This window comes from Amycolatopsis sp. NPDC051102 (genome assembly GCF_040682815.1).
In the GTDB taxonomy this organism is placed as follows: domain Bacteria; phylum Actinomycetota; class Actinomycetes; order Mycobacteriales; family Pseudonocardiaceae; genus Amycolatopsis.
The window spans coordinates 124,834-146,803 of record NZ_JBFBBT010000011.1; the positions used below are offsets into that span (position 1 = coordinate 124,834).

The window sequence follows — 21,970 nt, forward strand, 5'->3', positions numbered from 1 at the left end:
AGTCATCTTTCCTCAGCTCAGGAAGAACTCCGTCAGCACCGGGGCCAGGGCCGGCGCCTTCACGATGTGCGTCTGGCCCGGCAGCGTCCGGTACTCCGCCGACGGCAGGACCTTCGCCAGCGACGCCACTCCGTTGCGCATCCACTCCGGGCTGCGGCCGCCGTCGATCGCCAGCGTCGGGACCTTCACCTCCGGCCAAGCTTCCGGCAGCGGCCGGCCCGACTGGTGGTCGCCCACCACCGCCGTGTCGTACGGGATCGTGTGGGCCACCCTCTTCAGCTTTCCCCAGAACGGCATGATCCGCATCAACGCCACCGTCACGCCGCTCAGGCCGACGCCTTCGGTCATGAACATCTTCACCGCCTTGCCGCGCTTCCCCTGCTTCAGCGCTTCTTCGAGCCGGGTCGCGTAGTCCGCCGGGACGCGGGGGCGGGAGCTGTCCACCACGAACGGTGGCTCGTACAGCGCCAGCTTCGACACGGCGAGACTGCGGGCCGCTTCGAGGGCGAGGGCCGCTCCGGAGGAAATGCCGAACAGGAATGCCTCGCCGCCCGCCTCCTTGACCAGTGCGGCCAGGTCCTCGACCTCGCGGGCGACCGTGTACGGCCCCGTGTCGGTGCTCTCGCCCCGGCCGCGGCGGTCGTACGTGTACACCGTGAAGTGCGCGGCCAGTTCCTTCGCCAGCGCGTCGTTGGGGGAGGAGCCGCGGTAGCACATCGCGCCGTCGACGAGGACCAGCGCCGGCCCGGAGCCGGTGCGGGTATAGGCGATCTTCGTGCCGTCGGCCGAGGTTGTCGTCGTCATGCGGACAGCCTGAACCCGAAGGGGTAAGCTGTCAAGACAAAAAAAGTTGTCGGTGGTGGCCGCCGAAGCGGGCCGAGGCGGGAATCAGGCTGAACGCAGGGTGAGGAGCGTGATCTCGCTGGGCGCGAAGATCCGGAACGGCGGACCCCAGAAGCCCGTGCCGCGGCTGTTGTACAGCTGGGTCGGCCCGTGCCGGGTCAGGCCGGACAGCGTCGGCTGGTCGAACCGCACCAGGAGGTGGAACGGCCAGATCTGCCCGCCGTGCGTGTGCCCGGAGATCTGCAGGTCGACGCCGGCCTCGCGGGCCTCGCGGACCTGCTTCGGCTGGTGGGCCAGCAGCACCACCGGGACGTCCGCTGGCCGGCCGGCCAGCGCCGCGGGCAGGTCGGGGCCGTGGCCGGGCAGGCCGGATGCGGCGCCCGTCGGGTCGTCGATGCCGGCGAACAGGATCCGGTCGCCGCCGCGCTCGAGCAGCGTCGAGCGGTTGTGCAGCGTGTCCCAGCCGAGCCCCTCCATGTGGTCGAGCCACGCCTGGGCTTCGCCGAAGTATTCGTGGTTGCCGGTGATGTAGAACCGCCCGAGCGCCGCTTGGACGCCGCCGAGCGGGTCGACCTGCTTGCGGCGCTTGGCCACCGCGCCGTCGGCCAGGTCGCCGGCGTGGCAGACGACGTCCGCCTCCAGTGCGTTGACCGCCGCGACGACCCGCTCCGACCACTTCGTCCGGTCGATCGGGCCGAAGTGGGTGTCGGTCAGCACGGCGACGCGCAGGCCGTCGAGCCCCGGCCCGAGCCGCGGGATGACGACGTCGACCGCCTTCACCGGCGGCACGCGCATGGCGACGCGGTTGCCGTGCACCAGCAGTCCGGTGGCGATCAGCACGGTGGCGCCCGCGACGATCCGCGACCGCGCCGGGTCGTCGACGCCGAGCAGCGCGACCCGCAGCACCAGGCTCAGGATCGACCAGCTGAACAGCACCCAGATCACGGCGAGCAGGGAGTCGCCGAGGCGGGCGGCGGCGTCGCTCTGGTGCCGGGAATGGCCGCGGAACATCGCGAACGGCATCGTGACCAGGCCCAACGCCAGCACGGCTGTGCCGGCGATCGTGCCGGCGAGGCCCCACTCCGGCGCCAGGACGAGCGTCCACCACGGCACGCCGAACAGCAGGAGCATGGCCAGGATCGGCACGACGACGAGTTGCCCTCTCATCGAACCAGGTTACAGCCCATCGGGCTCTTAGCGTTTCCGCTAAGCTGGTGGTGGAAGGAGGGGGGCGCCGTGCACACGTTGCTGGAGCTGGCGTTCCCCGCGCTGACCAGCCCGACCGCGCTGGTCGCCTTCGCCTCCCTCGCCGCCGCGAGCCTCTTGGTCGTCCTGCTGGCCGGCAGCACGCAGCGCGCCGAGCTCGCGTTGTGGTCGTCGCCGGTGCGCAGCCGCACCACGGCGTTGCGCCGCCGCGCCCGGCGCGCCGAGTCGATCCGGCTCCGCGACCCGGGCAGACCGGGCCGAAGCCGTCCCCGAGCACCCGGTTCCCGCAGCACGGCTGCGTAGGAACCCTTCAGCGCAGCCATTCCGCTCACCCCATTCCTTCCACTCATGCGGAGTGCTGCCCATGTTCGGCTTTCTCGACGTGCCCGTCGAAGGCGCGTACCACCTGATCCACTGGCTCACCGGCCCGCTGTCGCCGGCCTTGGCGATCGTCGTCTTCACCCTCGGCGTGCGGCTGCTGCTGCACCCGCTCGCCCGCTCGGCCGCGCGCGGCGAACGTGCCCGGGCCGCCCTGCTGCCGGAGATCCGGGCGCTGCAGGAGAAGCACGGCCGTGACCGGGAGCGGCTGGCCGCGGACATGACGAAGCTGCAGCAGGAGTCCGGGACGTCGCTGTTCGTCGGCTGCCTGCCGATGCTGCTGCAGCTGCCGTTCTTCACGGTCATGTACCGGCTGTTCACCACGGCCTCGATCGGCGGCGAGCCCAACTCGCTGCTCGGCGCGACCCTGCTCGGGACGCCGCTGGGCGCGCACGGCCTGGCCGGCAGCCCGCTCGTGTTCGTGATCGCGGCCGGGCTCGCCGCCGTGGCGTGGTTCTCGGTGCGCCGGCAGCCCGCCGCGGACGGCGTCCCGGGCGGGAAGCTGCTGCGGCTGCTGCCCTACGGCACCGTGCTGGCGACGCTGGTCGTGCCGCAGGCCGCCGGGATCTACCTGCTCACCACCACCGCGTGGAGCGCGGCGGAGCGGGCGCTGCTACGACGCGGCTCGTGAGCGCCGCCAGTCCTCGACCGCCTCTTCGACGTCCACCAGCGCCACCGTGAGCGGCGGGCCGGAATGGTGGTTCAGGTAGGCCTGGCGGATCCGGGTGTTGAGGTCCTCGACGAGCTCCCGCACCTGCCGCTCGGTCCGCTCCGCGGCGAGCCGCGCCGGCAGGTCCTGGACTTCGCGTTTGAGCGCGAGGGCCGGCGGCAGCAGCGCCTTCACGTCGTGCCCGCCCCGGCGGACTTCGCGGAGCACCCAGTCGGTCGCCGCGTCGTTGCCGGTGGGCTTCGGCAGCGGCTGCCCGGTGCCGGGCAGGTCGTCGAACTCGCCGCGCTCCCGGGCTTCGTCGATCTGCCGGTCGACCCACCAGCGGAAGGACACCTTGGGCGGCTTGCGTGCGGTCATCGGTGACACCCCCTCCGTCCCCGTCCAGGGTAATCTCCGACGGACAGCGAGGGGACCGCATGACCGTCGAACGCAGTGGTGGCGAGGACATCGACCGGACGCTCGCGCTGCTGTGGCGCAGCCGCGGCGGCACCGGCGAACCGACCAGGGGCCGCCGCCCGACGCTGACGATCGAGCGGATCGTCGCCGCGGCGATCGCGGTCGCGGACGCCGACGGGCTCGCCGCCGCGTCGATGCACCGCGTCGCGAAGGAGCTGGGCGCGGGCACCATGACGCTGTACACGTACGTGCCGGGCAAGGCCGAGCTGGTGGACCTGATGGTCGACGACGTGCTCGTCGGGCGGCGGCTGCCCGGGCCGGGCGAGCCGCGCCCCGGCGACTGGCGCGAGCAGGTGGCGCTCTACGCGGAGCGGACCCGGCAGGTGTACCGGGAGCACCCGTGGCTGTGCGAGGTCTCGCGCGTCCGGCCACCGCTCGGGCCCGGTCAGCTGGCGGGCCAGGAGTACCTGCTGTCGATCGTGGACGCGCTGGGCTTGCCGCCCCGCCAGGCGGTGGCGGCGGCCAACGGAATCGGCACCTACATCGACGCGAACGCGGCGCTCGACGCGGAGAACACCCGGCTGGAGCGCAGCACCGGCCAGTCGACCGAGGCGTGGTGGCACCAGCGGTCGGTGTTCTGGGAGAACTACTTCGTGGTGGACGCCCACCCGGCGATGAACCGCATCTGGCTCGGCGGCGGCTTCGACCAGGGGGCGAAGGCGCAGGGGGACACGGCGTACGAGTTCGGGCTGAACCGGATGCTCGACGGGATCCAGGCGCTGGTGGACTAGCGCCGGGCTACCGCCGGCTGCGCCACCGCGACCGGCGCCGTTCCTGCCTCGGCACCTCCAGCGCCGCTTCGCCGCGCAGCGCCTCCCGGCACTCCGGGTCGAAGCGGCCGGGCTCCTCGATCATCGGGGCCGCCAGCACCACGTGCCCGCAGACCGCGCGGAACCGTCCCTCGTGACGGCCCGTCGCGAACTCGTCCTCGGTGATCGCGTGCGTGTAGCCGTCGGTGTCGCAGCGGATGTGCACCAGGAACGGTTCCACCCGGCTCACCCCGGCGCGCTGGTCGAGGTCGTCCCGGTCGGGGTGCCCGCCGAGTCGGCCGGGGTGTTGGCCGCCGGGGTGGTCGACGTCGTCGGGGTGGTGCTGGTCGTCGACGGGGGCGTGGTCGGCGTCGATGGCGGGGTCGAGGAGGCCGAGGTCGTCGGCGTCGTCGACGTGGGCGTGGTGGACGTCGGGGTGGAGCTCGAGGCCGGGGAAGACGGTGTCGTCGTCGTGGCCGGCAGCGAACCCGGCGGCTGGGCGACGACCGGCGGGGCCGGCGGGGCCGGGACGCCGACCGGGGCGCCGGCCGCGGCCGCGTCCGGGGCGTCCGGCGCGCCGATCGGCACCTGGCTGTCGGGCAGCTTGGCCACCCCGCCGCGGTAGGCCGCGGCCCACGCCATCACAGTGTCCACATAGGACTGCGAGTTGTTGTAGCGGCGCACGGCGATCCGCTGTCCCGCGTCCGTCGAGAGGTCCAGCCCGCCCGAGCACAGGTAGCGCGCGGTGGCCAGGGCCTCGTCGTAGATGTTGTTCGGGTTGGACACGCCGTCGCCGTTGCCGTCCGAGGCGTACCCGCGCCACGTCGAGGGGATGAACTGCGTCGGGCCGACCGCGCGGTCCCACTGGGTGTCGCCGTCGTACTTGCCGCCGTCGGTGTCCGGGATCGCGGCGAACGCGCCGGCGCCGTTGAGCACCGGGCCGAGGATCGGTTCGAGCGTGTCGCCCGCCGCGTTGACGTACCCGCCGCGCGCGTGGTTCGACTCGATCCGGCCGATGCTCGCGATCAGCGCCCAGTCGAGGTGGCAGTTCGGCTGCTCCTTGGCCAGGATCTCCGCGGCGTTCTGGTACGCCTTGAGCATGCTCGCCGGGATGCCGAGCGACCCGGAGATACCCGCGGACCCGGCGCGCCCGCCCGGCACGACCAGGGGCTCGGGCAGCGGGGGCTGGGGCAGGCTGCCGTCGACGGCGATCGGCGGCATCACGATGTTCGGCTGCTGCGCAGGGGCGGCCCGGTCCGGGAGGACACCGCCGTTGCCGGCGTCGGCGACCACGACCGGCGCGGGCAGGCCGGTGGTCAGGGTGGGCAGCACGACGAGCGCCCCACCCGCGAGCGCGGCGGCGGTCCGGCGGACCGAGCTCGTGCTCCTGCGACGTGGCCGGTGCTTGGGCATGGTCGTCCCCGCTTCCCTCGATCTGTCGCTGATCGCCTCACCCGATCGGCCTCACCCACCGGTACTGACCGGTAGGAGCAAGCTATCCGATCGAACCGAACTTTGGCGAATGGCGCAGCAAAAACCGGTCCTCACGAAGAAGTTCGTCCGGATGGCACAAAACGTTAGGAGGGAATCTGTCAGATTCACCGAAACTTAACGTGCCTCTCCGGACAGTTTGTCGAGCAGGACACCGGGGACGGTGAGCCCGCGGTGCCGCACGTCCGCAGAAAACCGCCGGACGAGCGGGTCCGACGGGGTCGCGGTGAACGTCACGACGTCCCGGTGCAGCGCGGGCTTCAGCCGCCGCAGCGCGCCCGCGAAGGTCCGCGTGAGCGCGGTGGTCGGGACCAGCGCCACGCCGAGCCCGGCCGCGGCCAGCTGGGCCGCCGTCGCCGCCTGCTTCGTCCGCATCACCGCCTCCAGCGCCGTCCCCCGTCGCGCCGCCTCCTGGTCGAGCCAGCCGCCGAGACCATTGTCGGGGTGGTAGTGCACCACCGGGATGCCCGCGAGGGCGGTCATCGGGACCGCCGCCCGGGCGGCGAGCGGGTGGTCCGCGGCCAGCGCCACGACGATCTCCTCGCGCCCCACCAGCTCGGCCGGCCCGGTCCAGTGGCTCGGCCGCGGCCCGGCGGCGACGTCCGATTCGCCCGACTCCAGGGCCTGGACCAGCGCGTCCGCGCTGGTGGTCTCGGTCAGCGTGATCAGCACCGCCGGGCGGTGGCGGTGCCAGGCGCGCAGCACCGGGGCCAGCAGCCCGGCGGTCATGCTCTCCGCGCACGCGATCCGGAGGGTGCCTTCGCCGCCGCCGGCCACCGCGCGGCCGGTCCGGACGACCCGTTCGGCGGCGGCCAGCGCCGCCCGCGCGTCCGCGAGCACCGCCCGCCCCGCGGCGGTCGGGCGGACCCCGCGCGGCAGCCGTTCCAGCACCGGCGTTCCCAGTTCCCGTTCGAGCGCCCCGATCTGGTGCGACAGCGCGGGCTGGGACAGGTGCAGCCGCGCGGCCGCCTCGGTGATCGACCCGGCGTCGGCCACCGCCACCAGGCACTCGAGCGCGCGCAGCGTAGGCATTCGCCGATTCTATCGCAGTCATCGAAAACCTTCGGATCACGACGGGATTGTTCGCCGCCCGGCCGGCGCTGAACCCGGTGTGCGAGACGAAAGGAGCACGGAAATGTCGTTCGAGGGAAAGCGCCTGGTCGTCGTGGGCGGGGGTTCGGGGATCGCCCGGCGGATAGTGGCGGACGCGCACGCGGCCGGAGCCGACGTCACCTGGGCGGCCCGGAATCCGGCGCAGCCGGCCGAGCCCGGTGTCCGGGCCGCATTCGCAGATCTGGGGGAAGAATCGTCGCTGAAAGCGCTTGCCGAACAGCTCGGGGAAATCGACTTCCTGGTCACGCTGGCGGCCGCGCCGGCGAACGGGCCGGTCGCGACTCTGGACCGGGACGCCGTCACGCGGGCCTTCGACGCCAAGGTGGTCGGGCCGTTGCTGCTGGCCAAGCACTTCGCGCCGCGGTTCCGGGAGGGCGGCGCCATGCTGCTGTTCTCCGGCGTCGCCGCGTGGCGCCCGGTGCCCGGGCGGACGGTCATGGCGACGACGAACGGCGCGGTCGCGTTCCTCGCGGAAGCGCTTGCGGTGGAGCTCACCCCGGTCCGGGTCAACGCGATCTCGCCGGGCATCGTCGACTCGGGCGCGTGGGACCGGCTCGGCGAGGCGAAGGACGAGTTCTTCCGCCGGACCGCCGAAACGAACCCCGCCCGCCGGGTGGGCCGGCCCGCGGACATCTCGGCGGCCGCGCTGCAGCTGCTGGCGAACCCGTTCGTCACGGGTTCGGTGCTGCATGTGGACGGTGGCGGCCGGCTCGCTTGAAACCGTGGGTGAACAAGCCTTTACACGAAGGGAGGCGATTCCTATGATCGGCCGTCCGGACGCGTTGCCGCCCGTCCGGACGGCCCAGGTGGAGGGTTTGATGGCACGGAGGACTCCACGTCCCGAGCGGGTGACCGTCGCCGAGCTGCTGGGCCGGTCGGGCGCACCGCGTGACGGCTACCGCGACGAGGACACCCTCGTCCTCCCGCGGGCGCGTCACCGGGAAAAACCGCAGGTCCTGCGATCGGTGACGCGGTTGCGGGTGTTCTCCGTGGTCGCCGGGGCGCTGGCGCTGACCGGCGGGGTCAGCGCGGCGGTGTCGATGCCGCCGGAGCACGCGGCAGGCGCGGCCTGGCCGCCCGTCGGCCTGGAACCCCCGGCGGTGGCCCTGGTTCCCCTGCCGGCGGACGTCGTCGTGCCGCCGGCCAAGCCCGCTCCGAAATCCGTGGCGCCGGTGGTCGAACCAGGCGGGAACGTGGCTCCGGCGCCCGAGCCGGAGTCGAATTCCGCGGTGGTGCCGGCCGCGCACCGCGGAAGGCTGGCGCGCGCGGTCAAGATCGTGGACAAGGTGAAGGAAACGCCGAAACCGAAGCTGCCGCCGCAGGCGGCTCCGGTGCGCCACGAAATCCCGGACGTCCCGCTCTGGTCGCGCGGCCGTCCCGGCACCCCGGACTGGCAGGCGATGATGACGGGCGGCCGCCGTCCCGCGGGTTTCCCGGGCGGCGGCTACCACGGCTGCGGCGGCGGCCGGCACCGCCGCTAGAACCTCAGCTGCCGAGCGGGATCTGGTACTGCATGAACCCCTTGTCGAGCGCGACCTGGTCGTAGAGCCGCCGGGCGGTCGTGTTCGACGTCTGCGTGTGCCAGTAGACGCGGACTCACCCCTGCGCCCGCGCCCAGCCGGCGACGGCTTCGATCAGCGCGCGGCCCGCGCCGCGGCCGCGCGCTTTCTCGTCGGTGAAGAGATCCTGCAGGTAGCAGACGTCGGCCGAGGTCGTGCTGGCGTGCGTCAGGAAGTGGACGATGCCGACGAGTTCGCCGTCGAGCCGCGCGCCGAGGGCGTGCATCCGCTCGCCGCTCGCCAGTTCGCGCCAGGCTCGGTCCATCAGCTCCGGCGCGAGCGTCCGGCCGTAGAACCTGTTGTAGCCGGCGAACAGGTTTTCCCAGGCCGGGCGGTCTTCGGCGGTGAGGCCCCCGATGGTGATCATGGCGCGAGGCTAACGCGAGGGGACACGCGCCGGACACAACTCGTCAGTAAGGTGACGAACCCGAAACGAATTCATAGAATCGGGGCCCGGTCGGCGAAATGCAGCGGAGGTTCCTGATGGCGCGCACGGCGCACCGTGCCAGTGGCAGACCCGTCACGGTGGGGGAGCTGATGCTGCGGCCGGACGTCCACGGCCGGCGCCGCCCCGAAGACCTCGAAGTGCTCGAACTCGCCTACCGCATGCGCCGCCGGATCGGCCCGGAGCCCGTCGTCCGGGCGCCCTCGCCCGGCGCCCGCGCGCTGGCCGCCGTGACCGGCCTGTGGCGGCGCAAGCCGCGGTAGCCGGCCGGGTTCAGCGAGCCGCCACCGCGAGCGCCGCGGCCAGCACCCGGTGCCCGGCCGCGGTCGGGTGGACGTCACAGCCGCCGCCGGGCAGCGCGATCAGCAGCCCGGCCGCGCAGGGATCGCCGCCGGACCGCAGCGAAGCCAGCCGGAACGCGGTGAAGCCGTCGGCCACCGCGCCGTGGTAGCGCCGGGTCACCTGGCTCAACAGCGCGTCGAGCGCCTTCACCTGCCTGACCTGCGCCGCGTCCCGGTAGTCGAGCGAGTAGTAGGACACGAGCACCAGGTCGCCGTGGTAGTTCGCCCGCACGGCACCGAGGATCGCCGCGAGGTTGCGGCCCAGCCGGTCGAGCGCGGCGGGGAGGGAACTCGTGCAGTGGTCCGGGGTGGTGTCCCGGCAGAGGAACAGGTCGTTGGCGCCGATGGTCAGCGTCACCAGCCGGGTGTCCCGGTGGGCACGCAGGAACGCCACGGCGTAGTCGATCTGGGTGCCGGGATAGGCGACGTGCAGCGGAAAGGCCGTCCGGTAGCCGGCCGGGGAGCCGAGGGAGTTCTCGCAGCCGTTGCTCTGCGCGCCGGCCGTCAGCATGCTCGCCGTCGTCTCACCGGGGCAGGACGCGTTGGCGAGCCGGAGCCCGCGAAGGGCCGCGTACTTCTCCGCGTAGCCGCGGAAGTTGGCCGGGTTGAGGTAGTCCGAGGGCGGGGTGACGGCGCCGGGCCGGTAACCGAACGCGACGGAATCGCCGAGCGCCAGGTACCGGCCGTGGTAGCCGGTCGCTTCCGCGGGCGCCGTCGTCAGCGATGTCAGCGCGAGAACGGCCGCCGCGGCGGCGAAGGACCGGCGGAAAATCCTGCTCCCGAACGCCATGACCGGCTCCCTTCCGCGCACCCTTGCGTGGCCGGAACCGATTCTGCCCTGTTCCGGCCACGCGACGGAAGCGTCAGAAGCCGATCGCCGACGGCGGTTTCGGCCCGGCGAGCCGGGCCTGCGCCGAACCCGGCTCGACCGCGGCGCAGTGCGTGCCCCGGGCCGGGAGCGTGCCGGTGATCAGGTAGTCGTCGGTCGCCTTGGTCACGCACGGGCTGTTCTTGAAGTACGCGCCGTGGCCCCAGCCGTCGTAGGTGAGCAGCGTGCTGCCGCTCTGCCGGGCGGCGGCCTGCGACCACGCGTACGGCGTCGCCGGGTCGTAGCGGCTGCTCAGCATCAGCAGCGGCGGCGCGCCGTGCACCCGCAGCGGGTGCTGCGGGTTGCTCGCGGGCTCCGGCCAGCCGATGCAGCCGGTGATCGCCGCCCAGCCCAGCGGGTTCACCTTGACGTCCGGCGCGAAGGCCGCGGCCGCCCGGCGGTAGGTCTCGAGCTCGGCGAAACCGTGCACGGGCAGGCGCCAGTCGTCGCAGAACACGCTCTGGAAGACGACGTTGACCCCGATGTCGTCGCGCAGCTTCGCCGAGGCGGCTGCCGTGCCGTCCGCCAGGGACTTGAGCGCCGTCGCGAGCCTGTCCCAGTCCGGGCCGTAGAAGTTGCCCCGGATGATCGACGCGAGAGCGAGCGGGGTGACCACTTCGCCGCCCTCGTCCTTCAGTTCGCCGCGCGCGGCCTTGTTCTGCAGGTCACGCGTCAGCTCGGAGACGTCCCGGCCGTGCAGCGCGCAGCTCGCCGTCCGGTCGCACCAGGCGGCGAACTCGCGGAACTCCGCCTGCACCGACTGGGTCTCGCTCTGGAGGAACTCCCACGCCGTGAACTGCGAATGGTCCATGTTGCTGTCCAGCACGAGCGCGCGGACCTTGTCCGGGAACAGCTCCGCGTACTGCTGGCCCATCAGCGTGCCGTAGGAGACGCCGTAGTAGGTCAGCTTCGCTTCGCCGAGGGCGGCGCGGATGGCGTCCATGTCCCGCGCGACGCTCTTCGTGTCGCCGAACTGCGCCAGCGGCCCGGTGATCCGGTCGCAGCTCTCGCCGAGCTTGCGGTTGTACTGCGCGAGCTGCTCGAATTCGGCCTGGTTGCGCGGTACCTGCGGGTGGTCGGCGATCAGCTCGGCGAGCCCGCACCTGATCTGCGTGCTGTCGCCGACGCCGCGCGGGTCGAACCCGACGGTGTCGAAGCGTTTCGTGATCTCGGCCGAGAGCGACCAGCCGGACTTGACCTCGCCGGCGCCCGCGCCGCCGGGGCCGCCCGGGTCCATCAGGACCGAACCGATCCGGGCCTGCGGATCGGTGGCCTTGCGCCGGGCGAGCGCGATGGTCGTGGTGCCCCGGTCCGGGTGGGCCCAGTCGATCGGCACGGTCACCGTGCCGCAGTCGACGCCGGGCGCATCGGCGCAGGGCTGCCAGTCGATGCTGCCCGCGGCCGACGCCGGAGTGGCCGTCAGCAGGCTGCCCAGTACCGCCGTGGCGGCCGCGGCCGTCACCCATCGTTTGCCGACCCCCGACATGCCAGCCCTTCCCCTCACCGAGAGTGCACGATCGGCTCCAATAAATCACCGATCCGGTGAGTGCGCCAGCTTCCCAGGTGAAGGGGGCTCTCTCGTCCACTGTGGACGGGCGTGCCGGGCTGGGCCATCGCGCCGCCGGGGTGTCCCGGTGAGCGAGACAGCGCCGCGGCCGGCGGGTGTCACCCGGCCGACCGGCGGACCGCCGCGCCCCGCCACCCGCGTCCCGCGGCCAGGCCGCGGTAGTGCTCCAGCGCCGCCACAGATTCGGTCACCTGCTCGAAACTCGGCAGCGCGCGCACGTTGGCCACCAGCGTCATGTCCTTGCGCGGGATCTCGACGAAGCACACCTCTACGCCGGCGCGTTCGGCGTGCTCGGCCACCCGGGCCTGCCAGCTGGGGAGATCGTCGTCGTCGCCGAGCCATTCGTGCAGGTAGACGCACCACTTGCCGCGCAACAGCTCACCCGCGATGGCTTCCAGCCCGACCAGGTACGGCTCGGTCACACGGTCGGCCATGACCGTTCCCCGGGACACCAAGGCACTCTTCCCTCCTGCCTCCCGGCGGCGACCCCTGACCGCCGGAAAGCGCTTCCCCGGCGGGGGCCTCCCCGCTCCCGCCGAGCAGCGCGAACCCCGGTGACCGATGGCTGAGCACCGGGGTTTTGCCAACCTACCGGTGGTTTCGGTTCACAGCAACCGTTCTCCGGTAACGCCGGAAAGCGCGTGCACAACCGGTGTGCGGATGCACGTGCCGATCACCGCAGGCGGGTGCGCAGCAGGTTGGGCGATCCGCCGAAGTACGCGCTGTCGGCGACGTACAGCGTGTCACCGCGGACGGCGACCGACGTCGGGTTGGCCAGACCATCCGAAGTGGACAGGATCGTCCGCGTGCCGTCGCGGCCGACCGTGATGACCCGGTTTTCCTGGTTGACGGCCGCCACGACGGTCTCGCCGTGGAACGCGAAGTCGTCGACCGGCCCGAGCCCGGACGCGGCGACCCGGCCGGGTGCGCCGGTGAGCGGGAGCCGGACCAGCGTGCCGCGATCCAGATTGGACACCCACACCGCGCCGTCGTGGACCTTGACGCCGTTCGCGCCGAACCCGCTCACCGGGGCGAGCAGTTCGCCGGTGGCCCAGTCGGTGACCTGCCCGGTGCGCGGGGAGACGCGCCGGACGGCCGAGCCGAACGAGTCGGCGACGAAGAGGTCACCGCTGGCGGGATCGCGGGCGACGCCGTTCTGGAAGCCGGCCGGCGGCAGCGCGGCCACCTGCACCGGCGGGCTGCCGGGCCGCACGCGGTAGACGCCGGTCGCCGCGGTGCCGGTCGAAACGGCGACGTACAGGTCGCCGCCGGGCGCGCGCACGATCCCGCCGAGGAACAGCTTCTTGTGCACGACCGGCACGTCGCCGTCGGCGGGCACCGGGATCCGGCCGATGACGCTCACCCGGCCGCCGGGGGTGACCCGCCCGATTTCGCCGGTGTAGGCGAAAGTGAGGTCGGCGGAGCCGTCGGGCTCCAGGGCGATGTTCTCCGGCTGCTGCCCGGCGGCGAGGTCGAGCGGGACGATCCTCGGCGCCGCCTGGGCGGGCACGGCCGGCAGGGCGAAGACGGCGGCCGCGGCCAGCGCGACGCCGATCTGCTTGATACGCAAGGGAACTCCGGTTCGGTTCGGGACAGGGAACGGCGAAAAGAACCCCAGATCGCCGTGCCTTCGACCGTAGGCCCGGTGCGCACGCCGCGGCCAATAATTTGGTTTGGCGGCGGCATCGGAAATCCGATGGCTGCCCTTTCGGGCGGCGACGGGTGCAGGCGGGTGTGCCCGCCGCGCGTCTCGACCGGCTGCGATAGTGCTGTCACGCTGAGTGCGTGCGAAAGCGGATGCAGCCGAGCCGTCCGGAGCGCGAGGCGGGACCGGCACCGGATACGTCGATCGCCGCGATGCCCGCCGCCGTCCTGAGGCTGCAGCGCGCCGCGGGCAACCGGGCGGTCACCGGGATGCTCCCCATCCAGCGCTACCGCTCGCAGAACGTGCCTGCCGACGACGTCGCCGAGCAGACGCGGCACGGCGGTGACGATGCATTGTCGGAGAAGAACTTGGCCGTCGCGTACGTGGCGGAGCAGGGATCGCAGGAGGCGAAAGCGGAAACGCCGGTGTGGAGCAGTGGTACCCGGGACCCCGAGGTGCACGCCGAGCGCATCGCCGTCCGGCAGGCGCAGGCGGGTGGGGCCCGGCTCGAATACCACCCGCGGGACGACGAGGCGAAGCGGATCGTCCGGGTTTACACCGAACTGGAGCCGTGCGGTCCCTGCTCCAATTGGCTGTACGAGCGGCTGCACGAAGGCGTCGTCGTGCAGTGGACCGCCCCGCCGCACAGCGCGACCCGGTGGCAGGCGTTCATACCCAACGCGCTGTGGCGCACCAGAGTCATCCTGCTTGCCGAGCTCTACGCCCTGCGGCGGCAAGCAGCCACACCGGATGCGGTGGCCGCCGTCAGTCAAGCGCGGTCGTCGATCGTGAGTGTGGTGCTGTCGGTCAGCGAGTGGGAGCGGCACGGCGGGGAGAAAAAAGCCATGGAAGCGGCGACGAACATCGATGCCGATTGGCGGCGGCAGGTTGTTGCCGCGCGGGATGTGGTGCGCCCGCCTGTGCCGGTGAACGTGCCGCCGGTGCTCGCCGGTCCTGTTCAGCAGCCGGTGGTGCCTGCCGGTCCTGTTCAGCAGCCGGTGGTGCCCGCTGGTCCTGTTCAACAGCCGGTCGTGCCTGCCGCGCCGGTGCGGCCGGGCACGCTGGACTCGTGGCTGACCGGGACCAACGCACCCGCGGTTCTCACGAAGAAGCCGGCGGCCCCGGTCTTCAAGGGCGGCGGCCCGGCGCCGGCCATCAAAAAGGCGGCGAAGGCCGAGGCGATCTGCGAGGACTGCGGCAAGAGGGTGACGGTCAACAAAACCGGCAGGCTTCACGCTCACAAGAACCCGCAGGAAAAGCCCTGCCGGGGCAGCCGCTACAAGCTCCTGTGACGCCGGCTCACAAGTCGCGGGCGAAGCAGCGGGAGAGCGGTTCGCCGCGATAAGGCCCGTAGGCCTCGATCGGCTCGTAGCCTTCGCGCTGGTAGAAGCGGATCGCGTCCGGCTGGCCGGTGCCGGTCTCCAGAAGCAGCCGCCCGATGCCGAGCTCCCGGGCGTGGTCTTCGAGCGCACGCAGCAGCGCGGCCGCGACGCCGGTGCCACGCGCCGGCGGTTCGACGTACATGCGCTTGACCTCGCCCGACCCGGGGCCGAGCAGCCGCAGGCCGCCGCAGCCCACGGCGGTGCCGCCGGCGTCACGGGCCACGAGGAACACGGCGACGGTGTCGGCGGTCGGGACCGCGCCGGGCTCGTGGTCGTCGGTGCCGTAGCGGGCGTCGAGCTCGGTCCGCTGGGCTTCGCGCAGCCGGACGGCGTCGGGATCGTCCCAGGTCACCGGGGTGATCGTCAGCGTGCAGTCGAGCATCAGGCCACACTCCCTTTCCGTAACGGCCGTTACCGTAGCAGCTGTTACGCTTCCCGGAAAGGAGGTGCGATGCCGAAGCAGCGTGACGTCGAGGCCCAGCGCGACCTGCTGTCGAACGCGACCTGGCAGGTGCTGGCGGAGCACGGCCTGCCGGGGTTGACGCTGCGCGCGGTGGCCGAGCGCGCCGGCTGCACCACCGGGCTGGTCATGCACGCGTTCCCGACGAAGAAGGCGCTGCTGCTGCACGCCCGCGACCTGCTCTACGAACGCACGGCCGTCCGCGCAGACGCGGCCGAAGCGGCGAGCACCGACGCGTTCGGGGCGCTCGCGGCGGTGCTCGGCCAGGCCATCGACCTCCCACACGGCCACCACGACGAGTCCCGAGTGTGGGTCGGCTTCCTGGCGGCGGCCCTGGCCGACGACGACCTGGCCGGCCGCCACCGCGCGGCGAACCGCTCGTTCCTGGCCCGCGTCCACCGCCTGGTGGCGGCCTGCTGTCCGAAGTGGACGGGCGAGGACCTCGAGCGGACGACGAAGAGCCTGGTGGCGTTGGTGGAGGGCCTGAACGTACTGGCCGCGGCCGACCCGCAGACGTACCCGGCCGACCTGCAGCAGGCGGCGTTGCGGGCGGCGCTGTCCGTCATCTCCGAATGTGCGCGGTGAGCCGCTAGGATTGCCGGTCCGGCGGGAGGAGAGTGCGTGACGGAGCAACCGGCCAACCGCATCACCGGAGACGTGGCCGGATCGGCGGTCCAGGTCGGCGCGCTCCACGGCGACATGTACGTCGGCATCGCGCCCCCTGCCGAGCCGGTTTTCGTTGAGCCGCCCACGGACTGGTCGTCGCTCCCCGAACTGCCGCCGAAGATCGTTTCCCTGCTGTGGGCCCAGATCCGGAGCGCGGAGAAGCTGCCGTACCGCCTGCGCGGCGCCCGCAGGCCGTCGCTGGCGACGGTCTACGTCCGCCAGGACGTGACGACGGGAACGGACCTCCAGCCGTCCGATGGGGCGCGGCCCCTCCCGGTGCTCGACAGCAAGGGCAGGCTGATCGACGTCCCCCACCCACCGGCGGCAAGGCTGACGGTGCGGCCCCCGTCCCGGAGCATGCGCGAGGCCCTCGACGGCGGCGAGCACCTGCTGGTGACGGGCGGACCGGGCCAGGGGAAATCGACGTTGTCCCTGCGTCTGGCGGCCGAGGCGGCGGACTGCTGGCAGGTCGCGGGCGCATCTCCGCCGTTGAGCGAGCCGGTGGTGCCGTTGCGCTTGACGGCCCGCGAGCTGGCAACGCGGCTGGAGCTGCCGTTCTTCGAGGCGCTGGCCGAGACGATCCGCGCCGAGTACGGCGCGATGCTGGCCCACCCGTTGCGGCCGGAGGACCTGACAGGGCGGGTGGCGGGCTGCCGCTGGTTGCTGCTGGTGGACGGCCTGGACGAGGTAGCGGACACGGTGGTCCGGGACCGCCTGGTGACGGTCCTGGCGACGTGGGCAGCGGACCCGGCGTACCGGGTGGTGCTCACAACACGCCCGATCGAGGGGGCGACGCTCGCGCCGTTTCAGCGCATCGGTGCGGCGCGGTACGAGCTGCTGCCGTTCGACGAGGAGGCTTTCCGGCTGTTCGCCGAGCACTGGTTTTCGGAGAGCGCGGGGGACGCGCAGCGGTTCGTGCGTCAGATCCGGGACGCACATTTGGACGAGCTGGTCCGGGTACCGCTGCTGGCGACGATCGCGGCGATCATCTTCGAGCGATATGCCGATCGGCCGTTGCCGGATAATCAGTACGAGCTTTACGAGACGTACCTGGAGTATCTGCGGTCGGGACATTCGCTGCCTCCAGGACCATTCGACACATGCGGTGGGGAGCTGCTGGAGTACCTCGGCCGGGTCCGGCTCGAGGAGGACACGTCGTTGAGCACCGCCGCTTGCCGGTGGGTAGGCGAGCGGCTGCCCGGCCTCGGGCCGGAGGCTCTTTGGCGGGAGCAGCTCGTCGGGTACCTGGCCGCGGTGGGGCCGTTCCTCTTCCGGGCGGGTGATCTCGGATTCCTGCACCACAGTTTCGCGGAACACCTGGCGGCCACGGCGAAAGCTCGGTTCCTGCCGGAGGCCTTCGCTCCGCCGCACCCGGAGTTCGTGGAGCTGCTGCACACGGCCGAACCGGAGGAGCGGGGCCGGTACGCGCGGCGGGTGTTGCTGCATTACACGCGGTTGCACCCGGTGGAGGCGGATCGGCTGATCCGGCACCTCCACGAGGGCGGGCCGCAGCAGCACCTGCTGGCCGCGCGGTTGCTGGCGTGGCACGTGCCGGCGGGCGCGGAAATCGTGACCGCCTTCCTCGCGACCGCGCGTGCCTGGGCCGCGACCACGCAGTACCCCGGTGGCGAAATCCTCGCCGAGGTCAGCCGGGCCGCACACCACCCGGGCCTGGTCGGCTGGTTGCAGGAGCTCATGCGGGACGCCGGGATGCCGTGGTCGTCGCGGGTCGAAGCAGCGGTGGCGTTGGGCACGCGGCTCCACAACGAGGCGCGGGCGGAGGCCGTGGGGACGCTCCGGACGATCGTGGGGGATGCTGGCATCGGCGTGCAGCCCCGGCTCGACGCCGCCGACGCACTCTCGCAGGGCGGTGACGGCGAGCGCGAGGCAGCGGCGTCCGGGCTGATCTCCGTGCTGGACAGCCCGTCCGTCACGGCGTCGCAGCGCGGTGACGCCGCGGTCGTCCTCGCCGGGCTGGGCGCCGGGCCTCGCGCGCACGCGATCGGCGCGCTGACCGGGTTGCTGGACGATCCCGCCGCGCCGGACGAGGACCTCGTCGCGGCCGCGGTGAGCCTCCTGGAGATCGACGTCCGGCTCCACGAACGTTGTGCGACGGTGTTTCGAGGCGTGCTGGGCCGTCGTTCGTGGTCGGTCGAGGGAGTCGAGGAGGCCGCGGTCGCCCTCGCGTCGCTGGGGCCGGAATACCTCCGGGAAACCGTTCAGGCCCTCGAACACCGGTTCGCGGACCCCCGGCTGCACTACTCCGACCGGCTGCAGAGCGCTCGCATGCTGACCCGGCTGGGTCCGCAGTACCGGACCAGGGCAGGCGCTCTCATCGTCGAGTTCGCGACCGGGCCGGCCGGGGGCACCGTCGACCGGGCCTACGTCGCGTCGGTGCTCGCCGACTGCGGGCCCGATTTCCACGGGCCCGTCGTGGAAATCGTCCGCTCGGTGCTGGGCGATCCGGCCGCGGGTGCGGGCTACCGGCTCACGGCGGGGACCAAACTGGCCGGCCTGGGTCCGGACCACTGGCCGGATGCCGCGCAGGTGCTCCTCGACGCGGCCGGCCACCCGCTGGGAACCGACGCCCTCGCCATGAGCGCTCTCGGGTCTCTCGCCACGACGGGCGAACCCCACAAAGCGCAGGCCGTGGCGCAGCTGCGTTCGGCGATGAACAGCCCGGAGTCGACCGTGGAGCTGCGGTGCCGGGCGGCGGCCGAACTCGCCTACCTCGGCCCGGAGCTGCATCCCGAAGTGCTCCGGCAGATGATCCGGCTCACGGCTCCCTCGTTCCCCCCGAAGATCCGGGCCGAGGCTTGGCGGCAGGTCAGACGGCTGGAGCCGGAACTGGACCAGCAGGCTTCCGCCGCGCTCATCGGGTTGCTCGGGCAGGGCGACGGTTTTCCCGTCTACCGTTGGGAAGTCACCGATCCCGACGAGCTCGCCGGCGTGCTCGAACGGACGATGGCCGACCGTGCGCTCAGTGCTCGCCACCGGTCCGACGCGACTTCGCTGCTGACGTGGAGGCATCACCGCTACCACCTCACGGCCGCACGGGGTGTCGCCGAGCTGATCCGGGACGAGGTCGTCCCGGACGGTGAGCTCGCTCCCGTGAGCCGGTCGGCCAGCCGGCTCGGCGCCGGACCGCGGCGCCTGATCGCCGACGCGCTGCGGGCTGTGGTGCTCTGCCCGGCAAGCCGTCCCGGCCGGGCCTGCGCGGCCGCGGAGGCGATGGACGCCCTGGACGCGATCGATGACGAAGACGTGCTTTCGGTGCTGCGCAAGATCGCCATCGACTGCACGGCCGACGCGCTGTCGCGGTGCCAAGCGGTGATCCTGCTGGCGAGAAACGGTGCGGTGCCGCTTTCGGACGCCACCGGGATCGTCCTCGGGCTCCGGGCCGAAGTGGACGAATCCGATTGGGCCGATCGCGTCCGCCTCGTCGTGCTGCTGGGCGTGGATCCCGGGGAAGACCTGCGGGCCTTGATGTCCGATCGCGACACCGGCTTCCGGTGCCGGCAGCAAGCGGCTGTTCTCGCCGCGGAGGTGCAGCAGGCTCTTGCGCCGGAGGTCGTCACCGAACTGCGTTCGCAGACGGAAGACACATTCCTGTACCTCGGCTGGCGGGACATCGCGATGAAGCGGCTGGCCACCGCGGATCCGCGCACCGCACCCGCCTCCGTCGCCCGGCTTCGCGCGACGATGGAGGACGAGCGGCTGCCGGTCGAGGAGCGCAGCTACGCCGCTTACATGCTTGCGTCCGTCGACCGATCGGAAGGACAGTACGCTCGCCGGACTTTGGTGCGGTTCCTCGGGGATCCGGGACTGACGCCGGAAGAACGGGGTACGGCGCAATGGCTGTTGAGCGATTTCCGCGACGACGGTCAGCTGACCCGGTTGCTGCTGGCGTTGGCCCACGACCCGGCGACGGTTTCCGGCAAGGTCCGTGCGCGGGTGCTCAACGAACTCGACGGCGACGACCGCCGATCCATCGGACGCGCGCTGGTGTCGGATCGCCTGGCCCGGCCCGCGACCTGGTCGGCCGAGGTGACTCGGTGGAAGGAAGGACCACTGGCCGCGGCCGCCGAACGAGCACTGCTCGACCGGCTGGCCGGCCCGGAATCGCTGCCGGCGAACCGGATCGATGCGGCGGTGGCCCTGGGAAAGCTCTCGCCGTCGTGGGAACTGAAAGCAGCCGAAGAACTCGAGAAGGTGGCACGAGGCCGGATCGCCGTCGGTCGCGCGCGACGCGAACTGGCCGCACTGGATCCTCGCCGGCACCGGCGGGTGGTCGCCGACGCCCGGGCGGTGCTGGCGGATGCCGAGCGGCCCAGCCGCGAGCGGGCCGAGGCCGGCTCGCTTCTGATCGCCCTCGTCTCCGAGCTGCCCCGGCCGTGCCGGAAGCACCTGGAGGACCTGTTGGACGACGAACGCCTCGCCAGTCCGCTCCGGCTGCGCATCCTGTCCGAACTGCGGCGGCTGGACGACCTCCGAGCGGTCCGCGACGACCAGCGGCAGCCGCCCGCGCTGCGCCGGACCGCGGCGCTCACGCTGTCCGGCTACAGCCGGGAAGACCGTGCCGCCGCGGCCGGGCTCCTCCACGCGATGGCCGTCGGCCCGGACTGCCCCCCGAGGCTGCGCTGGTGGGCCGCCGACGATCTCGCCGAGCTGGGAACGCGAGGGCACGAACTCGGGACGGCCGCGCTGGAGTCGCTCATGAACGACGGAACGCTCCAGTCCGCCGCGCGCCGCGAGTCGGCCGCCCGGCTGGGTATGCACCGACCGGACTTGCGAAGTGAGGTCCTCCAAGTACTGCGCGGCTTCCTGACCGAGCCGAACCCGCACGGCAGAGTCCTGGTCTGGCGGGCGATCGGCGACTTCCGCCCCGAAGAAGCCGCCCTCGGCCTGCTCGACATGGCCCGCGACCGGACCCTCGGCCCAGTGGCCCGCTGCCGTGCCGCGTGGGCCGCCGCTCGCCTGCACCGCAGTCACCGCGAAGCCGCCGCCATCGTCGCCCGCGAAATTGCGCACGACGACCACGCCCCCACCCACATCCGCGTTTCTGCCGCCCGACTGCTCGCCCAGGCCAGTGACCTCTGCCGCGCCGAAGCCCGCGAAGTGATAACCCGCCTCACGCAGCCGGCCCGAACCGGCGGCGATAAGCGCTCGGACTGAGTCCCGTGTGACGCCGTAACTGCAGCCGCAGGTTCGCCGCCGTCCCGAAGCCGCTCAACGCTGCCACCCGGTCCAGCCGCAGCTCGCCTCGCTCGATCAAGCGGCACGCCAGCGTCACCCGCTCCGTCGTCAGCCACGCCAACGGTGTCGTCCCCAGCTCCGCGCGGAACTTCCGGTGCAACGTCGCCGGGCTCGTCGACGCGCGGGTCGCCAAGTCCGTCACCGTCAGCGGCGTGTCCAGTCGCTCCAACGCCCACGCCAGGACCGGCGCCAACGACGTCTCGGGGACCGCCGGAACCGGGCGCGCGATGAACTGCCGCTGGCCGCCGTCGCGGTGGCCGGTGAACACCAAGCGGCGGCTCACCGCGTTGACCACCTCGGCTCCGTGGTCGCGGTGGATGATGTGCAAGCCCAGGTCCAGGGAAGCCGCACTGCCAGCCGCCGTCAGGACATCGCCCTCGTCGATGAACAGCACGTCCGGCTCCCAGTGCACCCGCGGGAACCGGGCCGCCAGCGAAGCTGCCCATTGCCAGTGGGTTGTTGCGCGGCGGCCGTCGAGGACGCCCGCCTCTGCCAGGGCCAGTGCTCCCGTGCAGAAGCTGACCAGGCGGGCGCCGCGGTCGGCTGCACGGCGGATCGCCTCGATGATCGCCGGGTGCGTCGGGACGTTCGTGTCCGGGCGGGCCGGGACGATCAGGGTGTCCGCCGTGTCCGCCGCCTCGAGGCCGGGAACGTCGGACAGCGTGAACATGCCCAGGTTCATCCCGACCGAAGGCGTCGCCGCGCAGAGCGTGAAGTCGTACCACGGGCGGTCCAGCTCGGGACGGCGCAAGCCGAACAGCTCGGTCGCCACGCCCATCTCGAACGGGTTCGACTGCTCGGTGACGATCGCGACCACCCGGTGCGAGAATTCTTGCGGCATGTGCGATTCCTAGCACTCGCGTCCGCAAAACACC

At 72.4% G+C, this 21,970-nt stretch carries 21 protein-coding genes and 1 pseudogene; 9 read left to right on the forward strand and 13 right to left on the reverse strand.

Going from position 1 to position 21,970, the window contains the following annotated elements:
* Window positions 1–12: 12 nt before the first annotated feature.
* Entirely contained in the window at window positions 13–804 is a 792-nt protein-coding gene (locus tag AB0M93_RS28520) for an alpha/beta hydrolase (protein ID WP_364278380.1), read from the reverse strand.
* 84 nt (window positions 805–888) lie between these two features.
* Entirely contained in the window at window positions 889–2,010 is a 1,122-nt protein-coding gene (locus tag AB0M93_RS28525; protein ID WP_364278383.1) for a metallophosphoesterase, read from the reverse strand.
* Window positions 2,011–2,079: 69 nt separating this feature from the next.
* Here AB0M93_RS28525 and AB0M93_RS28530 point away from each other — a divergent pair, with 69 nt between their 5' ends.
* On the forward strand, window positions 2,080–2,352 hold the full coding sequence (locus AB0M93_RS28530) for a DUF6412 domain-containing protein (protein WP_364278386.1): 273 nt from the start codon (window positions 2,080–2,082) through the stop codon (window positions 2,350–2,352).
* A gap of 61 nt (window positions 2,353–2,413) precedes the next feature.
* Window positions 2,414–3,058: a membrane protein insertase YidC gene (gene yidC, locus AB0M93_RS28535; protein ID WP_364278389.1), complete on the forward strand. Its 645-nt coding sequence runs from the start codon at window positions 2,414–2,416 to the stop codon at window positions 3,056–3,058.
* Here yidC and AB0M93_RS28540 read toward each other — a convergent pair.
* Window positions 3,041–3,454, reverse strand: coding sequence for a DUF1992 domain-containing protein (locus tag AB0M93_RS28540; protein ID WP_364278392.1), 414 nt, complete (start codon window positions 3,452–3,454; stop codon window positions 3,041–3,043). The two genes, yidC and AB0M93_RS28540, sit on opposite strands and share 18 nt — an antisense overlap.
* 59 nt (window positions 3,455–3,513) lie before the next feature.
* On the opposite strand from AB0M93_RS28540, the gene AB0M93_RS28545 reads away from it, so the two are divergent.
* Window positions 3,514–4,284 (forward strand): TetR/AcrR family transcriptional regulator C-terminal domain-containing protein, encoded by a 771-nt coding sequence (locus AB0M93_RS28545; RefSeq protein ID WP_364278395.1) that lies wholly within the window; start codon window positions 3,514–3,516, stop codon window positions 4,282–4,284.
* 7 nt (window positions 4,285–4,291) lie between these two features.
* Here AB0M93_RS28545 and AB0M93_RS28550 read toward each other — a convergent pair whose 3' ends face one another.
* The 3 genes from AB0M93_RS28550 to AB0M93_RS28560 all read right to left on the reverse strand — a co-directional run bounded on the left by AB0M93_RS28550 (window position 4,292) and on the right by AB0M93_RS28560 (window position 6,825).
* Window positions 4,292–4,543 (reverse strand): hypothetical protein, encoded by a 252-nt coding sequence (locus AB0M93_RS28550; RefSeq protein ID WP_364278398.1) that lies wholly within the window; start codon window positions 4,541–4,543, stop codon window positions 4,292–4,294.
* Window positions 4,544–4,548: 5 nt separating this feature from the next.
* Complete coding sequence (locus tag AB0M93_RS28555; protein ID WP_364278401.1) at window positions 4,549–5,715, reverse strand: lytic murein transglycosylase; 1,167 nt, start codon at window positions 5,713–5,715, stop codon at window positions 4,549–4,551.
* Window positions 5,716–5,910: 195 nt separating this feature from the next.
* Complete coding sequence (locus AB0M93_RS28560; RefSeq protein WP_364278404.1) at window positions 5,911–6,825, reverse strand: LysR family transcriptional regulator; 915 nt, start codon at window positions 6,823–6,825, stop codon at window positions 5,911–5,913.
* A 103-nt stretch (window positions 6,826–6,928) separates the two neighbouring features.
* On the opposite strand from AB0M93_RS28560, the gene AB0M93_RS28565 reads away from it, so the two are divergent.
* Entirely contained in the window at window positions 6,929–7,624 is a 696-nt protein-coding gene (locus tag AB0M93_RS28565; RefSeq protein WP_364278406.1) for an SDR family oxidoreductase, read from the forward strand.
* A gap of 100 nt (window positions 7,625–7,724) precedes the next feature.
* Window positions 7,725–8,387 (forward strand): hypothetical protein, encoded by a 663-nt coding sequence (locus tag AB0M93_RS28570; RefSeq protein WP_364278408.1) that lies wholly within the window; start codon window positions 7,725–7,727, stop codon window positions 8,385–8,387.
* A gap of 4 nt (window positions 8,388–8,391) precedes the next feature.
* Here the strand turns inward: AB0M93_RS28570 and AB0M93_RS28575 are convergent.
* Window positions 8,392–8,832 (reverse strand): annotated as a pseudogene (locus tag AB0M93_RS28575) (GNAT family N-acetyltransferase).
* Between the two features lie 158 nt (window positions 8,833–8,990).
* Here AB0M93_RS28575 and AB0M93_RS28580 point away from each other — a divergent pair.
* Window positions 8,991–9,173 (forward strand): hypothetical protein, encoded by a 183-nt coding sequence (locus AB0M93_RS28580; protein ID WP_364278411.1) that lies wholly within the window; start codon window positions 8,991–8,993, stop codon window positions 9,171–9,173.
* Window positions 9,174–9,183: 10 nt separating this feature from the next.
* Here the strand turns inward: AB0M93_RS28580 and AB0M93_RS28585 are convergent, their stop codons facing one another.
* From AB0M93_RS28585 to AB0M93_RS28600, 4 genes are all read right to left on the reverse strand, one after another.
* Window positions 9,184–10,041, reverse strand: a complete 858-nt coding sequence (locus AB0M93_RS28585) for a GDSL-type esterase/lipase family protein (protein ID WP_364278413.1) — start codon at window positions 10,039–10,041, stop codon at window positions 9,184–9,186.
* Between the two features lie 73 nt (window positions 10,042–10,114).
* Window positions 10,115–11,605 (reverse strand): alpha/beta hydrolase, encoded by a 1,491-nt coding sequence (locus AB0M93_RS28590; RefSeq protein WP_364278416.1) that lies wholly within the window; start codon window positions 11,603–11,605, stop codon window positions 10,115–10,117.
* Window positions 11,606–11,784: 179 nt separating this feature from the next.
* Window positions 11,785–12,120, reverse strand: a complete 336-nt coding sequence (locus AB0M93_RS28595; protein ID WP_364278419.1) for a hypothetical protein — start codon at window positions 12,118–12,120, stop codon at window positions 11,785–11,787.
* A 239-nt stretch (window positions 12,121–12,359) separates the two neighbouring features.
* Window positions 12,360–13,256 (reverse strand): hypothetical protein, encoded by an 897-nt coding sequence (locus AB0M93_RS28600; RefSeq protein ID WP_364278422.1) that lies wholly within the window; start codon window positions 13,254–13,256, stop codon window positions 12,360–12,362.
* 215 nt (window positions 13,257–13,471) lie between these two features.
* Between AB0M93_RS28600 and AB0M93_RS28605 the strand changes: the two genes are divergently transcribed.
* Window positions 13,472–14,623, forward strand: a complete 1,152-nt coding sequence (locus AB0M93_RS28605; RefSeq protein ID WP_364278425.1) for a hypothetical protein — start codon at window positions 13,472–13,474, stop codon at window positions 14,621–14,623.
* 7 nt (window positions 14,624–14,630) lie between these two features.
* Here AB0M93_RS28605 and AB0M93_RS28610 read toward each other — a convergent pair whose 3' ends face one another.
* Window positions 14,631–15,095 carry a GNAT family N-acetyltransferase gene (locus AB0M93_RS28610; protein ID WP_364278427.1) on the reverse strand — a complete coding sequence of 155 codons (465 nt, stop codon included), beginning with the start codon at window positions 15,093–15,095 and terminating at the stop codon, window positions 14,631–14,633.
* A gap of 69 nt (window positions 15,096–15,164) precedes the next feature.
* On the opposite strand from AB0M93_RS28610, the gene AB0M93_RS28615 reads away from it, so the two are divergent.
* Together AB0M93_RS28615 and AB0M93_RS28620 are read left to right on the forward strand one after the other, a co-directional pair.
* Window positions 15,165–15,758, forward strand: a complete 594-nt coding sequence (locus AB0M93_RS28615) for a TetR/AcrR family transcriptional regulator (protein WP_364278430.1) — start codon at window positions 15,165–15,167, stop codon at window positions 15,756–15,758.
* 36 nt (window positions 15,759–15,794) lie between these two features.
* On the forward strand, window positions 15,795–21,014 hold the full coding sequence (locus tag AB0M93_RS28620; protein ID WP_364278432.1) for an NACHT domain-containing protein: 5,220 nt from the start codon (window positions 15,795–15,797) through the stop codon (window positions 21,012–21,014).
* Here AB0M93_RS28620 and AB0M93_RS28625 read toward each other — a convergent pair.
* Window positions 20,971–21,936 (reverse strand): helix-turn-helix domain-containing protein, encoded by a 966-nt coding sequence (locus AB0M93_RS28625; RefSeq protein WP_364278434.1) that lies wholly within the window; start codon window positions 21,934–21,936, stop codon window positions 20,971–20,973. The genes AB0M93_RS28620 and AB0M93_RS28625 overlap by 44 nt on opposite strands.
* Between the last annotated feature and the right edge of the window lie 34 nt (window positions 21,937–21,970).

Excerpts from the sequence above, each read along its gene's own strand:
- AB0M93_RS28585 (WP_364278413.1), bottom strand. The coding sequence starts at position 10,041 with ATGGCGTTCGGGAGCAGGATTTTCCGCCGGTCCTTCGCCGCCGCGGCG.
- AB0M93_RS28555 (WP_364278401.1), bottom strand. The coding sequence starts at position 5,715 with ATGCCCAAGCACCGGCCACGTCGCAGGAGCACGAGCTCGGTCCGCCGG.
- AB0M93_RS28615 (WP_364278430.1), top strand. The coding sequence starts at position 15,165 with ATGCCGAAGCAGCGTGACGTCGAGGCCCAGCGCGACCTGCTGTCGAAC.
- yidC (WP_364278389.1), top strand. The coding sequence starts at position 2,414 with ATGTTCGGCTTTCTCGACGTGCCCGTCGAAGGCGCGTACCACCTGATC.
- AB0M93_RS28565 (WP_364278406.1), top strand. The coding sequence starts at position 6,929 with ATGTCGTTCGAGGGAAAGCGCCTGGTCGTCGTGGGCGGGGGTTCGGGG.
- AB0M93_RS28525 (WP_364278383.1), bottom strand. The coding sequence starts at position 2,010 with ATGAGAGGGCAACTCGTCGTCGTGCCGATCCTGGCCATGCTCCTGCTG.
- AB0M93_RS28590 (WP_364278416.1), bottom strand. The coding sequence starts at position 11,605 with ATGTCGGGGGTCGGCAAACGATGGGTGACGGCCGCGGCCGCCACGGCG.
- AB0M93_RS28520 (WP_364278380.1), bottom strand. The coding sequence starts at position 804 with ATGACGACGACAACCTCGGCCGACGGCACGAAGATCGCCTATACCCGC.
- AB0M93_RS28540 (WP_364278392.1), bottom strand. The coding sequence starts at position 3,454 with ATGACCGCACGCAAGCCGCCCAAGGTGTCCTTCCGCTGGTGGGTCGAC.
- AB0M93_RS28595 (WP_364278419.1), bottom strand. The coding sequence starts at position 12,120 with ATGGCCGACCGTGTGACCGAGCCGTACCTGGTCGGGCTGGAAGCCATC.
- AB0M93_RS28625 (WP_364278434.1), bottom strand. The coding sequence starts at position 21,936 with ATGCCGCAAGAATTCTCGCACCGGGTGGTCGCGATCGTCACCGAGCAG.
- AB0M93_RS28570 (WP_364278408.1), top strand. The coding sequence starts at position 7,725 with ATGGCACGGAGGACTCCACGTCCCGAGCGGGTGACCGTCGCCGAGCTG.
- AB0M93_RS28560 (WP_364278404.1), bottom strand. The coding sequence starts at position 6,825 with ATGCCTACGCTGCGCGCGCTCGAGTGCCTGGTGGCGGTGGCCGACGCC.
- AB0M93_RS28545 (WP_364278395.1), top strand. The coding sequence starts at position 3,514 with ATGACCGTCGAACGCAGTGGTGGCGAGGACATCGACCGGACGCTCGCG.
- AB0M93_RS28610 (WP_364278427.1), bottom strand. The coding sequence starts at position 15,095 with ATGCTCGACTGCACGCTGACGATCACCCCGGTGACCTGGGACGATCCC.